Below are 6,617 nucleotides of genomic sequence, written 5' to 3'. Positions count from 1 at the left end.
CGCCACCCTAGCGACCCGTCGGCGTCCCGGACAGGCCACCGCCGCCCCGGCCGGCGGAGCCGTGGGCGCGCGGGGGTCCCCGGCCTCCTCGGCGTACGCCGCCGCGAACCGCCCGTACGGGTGAGGGTCATCGTGGGCCTCCCTCTTGACGCCCGTGGGCGATGGCTGGTTCTTTTGCCCCGAGGGATCTACCGAATGATCGGTCGGCACGACGGGGGTGGGTGGCATGACGGCAGCCGCGGCGCTCGACGCGGGAGAGCGCCTGTCGCACGACGGGCTGGCGGCGCTGCAACGGGAGCGGCTGCGGGCGACGTTGCGGAACGCCTACGACAACGTCCCCTTCTACCGCCGGGCCTTCGACGAGGCCGGGGTGCGGCCCGAGGACTGCCGTTCGCCGGCCGACCTCCCCCGCTTCCCGTTCACCACCAAGGCGGACCTGCGCGGCCACTACCCCTACGGCATGTTCGCCGTCCCCCGGGAGCGGATCCGGCGCGTCCACGCGTCCAGCGGCACCACGGGCGAGCCGACCGTCGTCGGCTACACCGAGCGGGACCTCGGTACCTGGGCCGACCTCGTCGCCCGCAGCCTCCGGGCGGCCGGCGTCCGGCCCGGGGACACGGTCCACGTGGCGTACGGGTACGGGCTGTTCACCGGCGGCCTGGGCGCGCACTATGGCGCGGAGCGGCTGGGCTGCACGGTGATCCCCGCGTCCGGCGGCATGACCGCGCGGCAGGTCCGCCTCATCCGGGACCTGCGGCCCGACGCCATCATGGTGACGCCCTCCTACATGCTCACGCTGCTCGACGAGTTCGAGCGGCAGGGGGTCGACCCGCGCTCCACCGCGCTGCGCGTCGGCGTGTTCGGCGCCGAGCCGTGGACGGCGGAGATGCGCCGCGAGATCGAGGAGCGGTGTGGCCTCGACGCCGTCGACATCTACGGCCTCTCCGAGGTGATGGGGCCGGGCGTCGCGCAGGAGTGCGTGGAGACCAAGGACGGCCCGCACCTCTGGGAGGACCACTTCTACCCGGAGATCGTCGATCCGCTCACGGGCGAGCCGCTGCCCGACGGCGAGCCCGGGGAGCTCGTCCTGACCTCGCTCACGAAGGAGGCCATGCCCGTCGTCCGGTACCGCACCCGCGACCTCACCCGGCTGCTGCCGGGCACCGCCCGGGTGTTCCGCCGGATGGAGCGGATCAGCGGCCGCAGCGACGACCTGATCATCCTGCGCGGGGTGAACCTGTTCCCCGGGCAGATCGAGGCGGTCCTGCTGCGGGTCCCCGGGGTCGCTCCGCACTTCCAGCTGCGGCTCACCCAGGAGGGCCGGATGGACCGGCTGACCGTGCGGGCGGAGGCCCGCCCGGGGGCGACGCCGGAGCAGCGCGCGGCGGCCGCGGAGACGATCGCCCGGCGGGTGAAGGACGACGTGGGGGTGTCGGTGGCCGTCGAGATCGTGCCGCCGGAGACGCTGGAGCGGTCGGTGGGCAAGATCAGGAGGTTGGTGGATCTACGCGGGGCGTGAGGGGCCGGATCGCGCGGAAGGGGCGTGAGGATCCGGATCGCGTGGGAAGGGACGCGAGGTCCCGGATCGCACGAATCCGTCCCGAGTGCGAGGCGGCGCGAACCCGCCCCGATGGCACAGGCGTTCGCCTCAACCATCACCCCATCGTGGGAGTCTCTTGAGTCGTCCCTCAACGATGGGAGTCACCTTGCGCTTGCGTCACTCGCTTCGCGCCCTGGCCGTCGGCGGGCTCGCCCTGCTGACCGGTGCCGGGGCCCTGCCGGCCGCGGCGGCGCCGGACGCCGCCCGCGGCGAACGGCCGTCCGCCGACGGACTGTCGGCGGTGATCCGCTACACCGAGTACGGCATACCCCACATCCTGGCCGACGACTACGCGGACCTCGGGTTCGGCAACGGCTGGGCGCAGGCCGCCGACGCGGTCTGCACGCTGGCCGACGGCTTCGTCACCCTGCGCGGGGAGCGGTCCCGGCACTTCGGGCCGGACGCGGCCCCCGACCGCTCGCTCTCGGACGCGTCCACCAACCTCTCCAGCGACCTCTACTTCCGGGGCGTCCGCGACGCCCGGACCGTCGAGAAGCTCCTCGACCGGCCGGCGCCGGAGGGGCCTTCGCGGCAGGCGAAGGAGCTGATGCGCGGCTGGGCGGCCGGCTACAACGCCTGGCTGCGGCAGAACAAGGTCACGGATCCGGCCTGCCGGGGCAAGGGCTGGGTGCGCCCGGTCACCGCCGCGGACGTCGCCCGGCGCGGCTACGCGCTGATCGTGCTCGGCGGGCAGGGCGCGCTGACGGACGGCATCACGGGGGCTCGGCCGCCGGCCGCGGCGCCCTCCGCGCGGAAGGCCGAGGGCACCGACCCGGCCGCCGCCGCCCGCGCGTACTTCGCCGCCCGGCACGACCAGGGGATGGGCTCGAACGCCGTCGCCTTCTCGGGCGCCACCACGGCGAACCGGCGCGGCCTGCTGCTGGGCAACCCGCACTACCCCTGGCACGGCGGCCGCCGCTTCTGGCAGTCGCAGCAGACCATCCCGGGTGAACTGAACGTCTCCGGCGCCTCGTTGCTGGGCTCCCCGGTCGTCCAGATCGGGCACAACGCGTCGGTGGCCTGGAGCCACACGGTCGCCACCGGCGTGCCGATGAGCCTCTACGAGCTGAAGCCCGTGCCCGGCGACCCGCGCGCGTACCTGGTCGACGGCAGACCGGAGCGGATGACCGAGCGCAAGGTCACCGTGGCGGTGCGCGGCAAGGACGGCCGGCTCGCGAACGTCACCCGCAGTCAGTGGTGGACCCGCTACGGGCCCGTCGTCACGGGCGTCGGGGACGAGCTGCCGCTGCCGTGGACGCCGGGCTCGGCCTACGCCCTCGCCGACCCCAACGCCGCCCAACTCCGCTTCGCCGACAGCTCGCTGGGCCTCAGCAGGGCACGCGGCGTCCAGGGCGTCCGGGACGCGCTGCGGCGCACCCAGGGCCTGCCGTGGGTGAACACCGTGGCGGCCGACGCCGAGGGGCACAGCCTCTACACGCAGTCGCAGGTGCTGCCGCGGGTGACCGACGAGCTCCAGCGCAGCTGCGGTACGGCCCTCGGCCGGCAGACGTATCCGGCGTCGGGGCTGGCGGTGCTGGACGGTTCGCGCGGCGCCTGTGCGCTCGGGAAGGACAAGGACGCGCTCCAGCCGGGGGTCTTCGGCCCGTCGGCGATGCCGACCCTGGTCGACGCGCCGTACGCCGAGAACTCCAACGACAGCGCCTGGCTGGCCAACGCGGACCGGCCGCTCACCGGCTACCCGCGGATCTTCGGTGACGTCGGCACCGAGCGGTCGTTCCGGACGCGCGGCGGGCTGGAGGACGTGGCCGCCATGGCGAAGCGCGGCCGGCTGACCGTGGCGGACCTGGAGCGGCAGCAGTTCGCGGAGCGGGCGCCCACCGGCGACCTGGCGGCGGCGGACGCGGCGGCGGCCTGCGCGAAGCTGCGCGGCGGGACGGCGACGGGCCCGGACGGGCGGCCGGTCGACGTGTCCGGGGCGTGCGGCGTCCTGGCCCGCTGGGACCGGAAGCTGACCAACGGCAGCAAGGGCGCGCTCCTCTTCGACCGCTTCACCCGCGCGCTGGTCCGCGAGGTGCCGGCGGACCGGCTGTGGCGTGTGCCGTTCGACCCCGCGAAGCCGGTGACCACGCCGAACACCCTGAACACGGCGGAGCCGGGCTTCGCGCGGGCGCTGGCCGCCGCCGTGCGCGACCTGCGGTCGGCGGGCATCGCGCTCGACGCGCCGCTGGGCGACCACCAGTTCGTGGTGCGGAAGGGGAGGCGGATCCCCGTGCCGGGCGGTACCGAGGTGCTGGGCGCCTGGAACAAGGTGGAGTCCCGCTGGGACGGTGCGCACGGCGGCTACCCCGAGGTGGCCATGGGGACGAGCTACGTCCAGGCGGTGGGCTTCGACGGCTCCGGTGGCTTCGATGGCGGCAATGGCGACGGTGCGTGCCCGGTGACGGCCCGGACGCTGCTGACGTACTCCCAGTCCGACAACGCGGCGTCGGCCCACTTCAGCGACCAGACCGAGCTGTTCTCGAAGGGGCGCATGATCCGCGGCCGGTTCTGCGAGAAGGACATCCTCGCGTCGCCGGGGCTGCGGGTGGTGCGGGTGAGTCAGCGGTGATCTGACACCCCGAGCCCGTCGAGGGGCGCGTCGCGTGGTCGCGGCGCGCCCCTTCGCCGTGCGTGCGAGCCGTTCAGGCCCGCGCCCGGCGGTGCTGGGCGGCCTTGGCACGGTTGCCGCAGCCCGCCATGGAACACCAACGGCGTCTGCGCGCGACCGAGTTGTCGAAGAATCGGGCGCTGCACCGCTCGCCCGCGCAGACGTGCAGCCGGTCGCGGTCCGCGCCGCCGAACATCTCCGCCGCGTCCACGGCGATCCGGCCGAGCGCGCCGCGTCCGTCCACCGGCGGCAGGCCGGCCGTCAGCACCGGGACGCCGTCGCGCACTTCGAGGCGGGGCGGGTTCTCGGCGGCGCGGGCGAGCCACTCGTTGAGGACCCGCTGGGCGGCGGCGGGGAAGACCGCCCCTTCGACGACGGCGAGCAGCCCGGCGTCGATGGCCTCCCGCAGCTCGACGGCCTGCGCCAGCAGCGGTGCGTCGACCGGGATGCAGGCGGGTCCGACCCCGGCCGCCTCGAACCAGGCCGTGAGGTCCGCCGGTTCGCGCAGGAGTTCACGGCCGCCCGCCCAGCGGTCCCGGCGGGTGTTGACGAAGTCGACGCTGATCCGGGTGCCGTACCAGACCCATTCGGGGTCCCGACGCTCTTGCTCCGCACTCATAACCCCATGTTAGGTTACCGGCCACGAACGAAGTAACCACACAACCGGTTACTCCGGTGGGTGGGGCACGAGAGGGGTGGGCGCGATGGCCGTGGCGGAAGGGAATTCCGGGGACGGTGGCGGTGGCGGGGGTGGTGGCGCCCGGATCTGGCTGCTGGCGCTGGGCATGTTCGCCATCGGGACGGACCTGTTCATCGTCTCGGGGCTGCTGCCCTCGATGGCCGGGGACCTGGAGCTGTCCACGGCGGCGGCCGGCCAGACGGTGACGGTGTTCGCGCTCACCTACGCCGTCGCCGCGCCGGTCCTGGCGGGCCTGACGTCGGCCGTGGACCGCAGGACGCTGCTGATCGTGGTGCTGTTCGTGTTCGCGGCCGGAAACGCCCTGTCGGCCCTCGCGACGTCCTACGCCGTCCTGCTGCTCAGCCGGGTCGTCGCGGGCGCCGGGGCGGCGCTCTACGCCTCGACGGCGTCGGCGGTGGCCGCCGGGATCACCCCGCCCGAACGGCGGGGGCGCTCCCTGGCGCTCGTCTACGCGGGCATGACCACGGCCATCGCCCTGGGCGTGCCGCTGGGCAGCGCGATCGGCGACTTCTCGTCCTGGCGCTGGGCGTTCGGCTTCGTCGCCCTGCTGGCCGTGGTGGCGCTGGCCGGGCTCTGGCCCGCCCTGCCGTCGGTGCCGGGCCCGGGCGGGACCGGGATCCGGCGGCGGCTCGCCGTGTTCCGCGTCCGCCACGCGCCTTCGGCGCTGCTCGTCACGGCGTTCTGGGTGGTCGGGACCTTCGTCGTCTACACCTACCTCGGCGTCCTCCTGGACCGCGCCGGGCACGTCGGAACGGGCACCCGGCCGTGGCTGCTGCTCCTCTTCGGTGTCGGCGGCTTCGCCGGCGTGATGGCCGGCGGCCGGCTCGCGGACCGCGTCGACCCGCGCACCGGCCTCGCGGCGGCCGTAGCCCTGCTCGCCGTCGTCCTCGCCGCCCTGCCCCCGGCCCTGCACTCCACCGCGGGCACGGCGGTGGCGCTCACCGCGTGGGGGCTCGCCCACTGGTGCGCCTTCCCGCTCATCCAGCACCGGCTGCTGCACATCGGCGGCCGGCACGGCGACATGCTGCTGGCCCTCAACAGCAGCGCGCTCTACCTGGGCCAGACCTTGGCCGGCGCCCTCGGCGGCCTCCTCGTGGGCGCGGGCCGGCTGGACTCGCTGCCGTGGACGGGGGCGGGTTTCGAGCTGCTGGCGCTGCTGGTGGTGGGAGTGGCCGTTCGGGGAGGGGGCGGGGGCCGCGGAAAGGGCACGCCCGCGGGCGGAGGCGACGGCGCCGCCGAACGCCGGGCGGACGCGGCGTCGAGCCCGTCCGGCGCTCAAGGGACCGGCCACGTCCGGGCATGACCGCGGCGCTGAAGGCCGGGCGCGAGCCGCGCCCGGCCGGTCCGGCGTTCAGGGCTTCGACCGCCCCGGGCGTCGCGGGCGTCGCGGGCGTCGCGGGCGTCGCGGGCGTCGCGGGCGTCGCGGGCGTCGCGGGCGTCGCGGGCGTCGCGGGCGTCGCGGGCGTCGCGGGCGTCGCGGGCGTCGCGGGCGCCGCGGCGCACCGGACGCCGGGCGGGCGCGACGATCAGCCCGTCCACGCACTGGATCCGGCACCGCCGCCCGAACTCCCGCCGGTCAATCCGTCCACCTGCCCCGGCTCGCCTCGGCCCGCGGCCAGGCCCTGTTCGCGAGGGAAGCGCGAAGCGGGCGTGTCACGCGCCTTCTACTACCGTTCTCCCGTCGCACTGGTCACCCAGGACATCCTTGC

Annotated in this window: 5 protein-coding genes; 3 read left to right on the top strand and 2 right to left on the bottom strand. The window is 75.3% G+C overall.

Annotated elements, in window-relative coordinates; all coding sequences use genetic code 11:
• Positions 1–226: 226 nt before the first annotated feature.
• Together paaK and JNW98_RS22665 are read left to right on the top strand one after the other, a co-directional pair.
• Positions 227–1,519 carry a phenylacetate--CoA ligase PaaK gene (gene paaK / locus JNW98_RS22670; protein ID WP_223770113.1) on the top strand — a complete coding sequence of 431 codons (1,293 nt, stop codon included), beginning with the start codon at positions 227–229 and terminating at the stop codon, positions 1,517–1,519.
• Positions 1,520–1,712: 193 nt separating this feature from the next.
• The gene (locus tag JNW98_RS22665; protein ID WP_223770112.1) at positions 1,713–4,169 is read left to right on the top strand and encodes a penicillin acylase family protein; all 2,457 of its coding nucleotides are present in this window, start codon (positions 1,713–1,715) and stop codon (positions 4,167–4,169) included.
• A gap of 73 nt (positions 4,170–4,242) precedes the next feature.
• Here the strand turns inward: JNW98_RS22665 and JNW98_RS22660 are convergent, their stop codons facing one another.
• The gene (locus JNW98_RS22660) at positions 4,243–4,827 is read right to left on the bottom strand and encodes a CGNR zinc finger domain-containing protein (protein WP_223770111.1); all 585 of its coding nucleotides are present in this window, start codon (positions 4,825–4,827) and stop codon (positions 4,243–4,245) included.
• Positions 4,828–4,912: 85 nt separating this feature from the next.
• On the opposite strand from JNW98_RS22660, the gene JNW98_RS22655 reads away from it, so the two are divergent.
• The gene (locus JNW98_RS22655; protein ID WP_223770110.1) at positions 4,913–6,211 is read left to right on the top strand and encodes an MFS transporter; all 1,299 of its coding nucleotides are present in this window, start codon (positions 4,913–4,915) and stop codon (positions 6,209–6,211) included.
• Here the strand turns inward: JNW98_RS22655 and JNW98_RS22650 are convergent.
• Entirely contained in the window at positions 6,184–6,447 is a 264-nt protein-coding gene (locus JNW98_RS22650) for a hypothetical protein (RefSeq protein ID WP_223770109.1), read from the bottom strand. The two genes, JNW98_RS22655 and JNW98_RS22650, sit on opposite strands and share 28 nt — an antisense overlap.
• Between the last annotated feature and the right edge of the window lie 170 nt (positions 6,448–6,617).

This window comes from Streptomyces huiliensis, assembly GCF_020037025.1.
Lineage (GTDB): Bacteria > Actinomycetota > Actinomycetes > Streptomycetales > Streptomycetaceae > Streptomyces > Streptomyces huiliensis.
The sequence above is the reverse complement of the archived record's forward strand: the minus strand, read 5'-3'. Positions and strand labels throughout refer to the sequence as shown.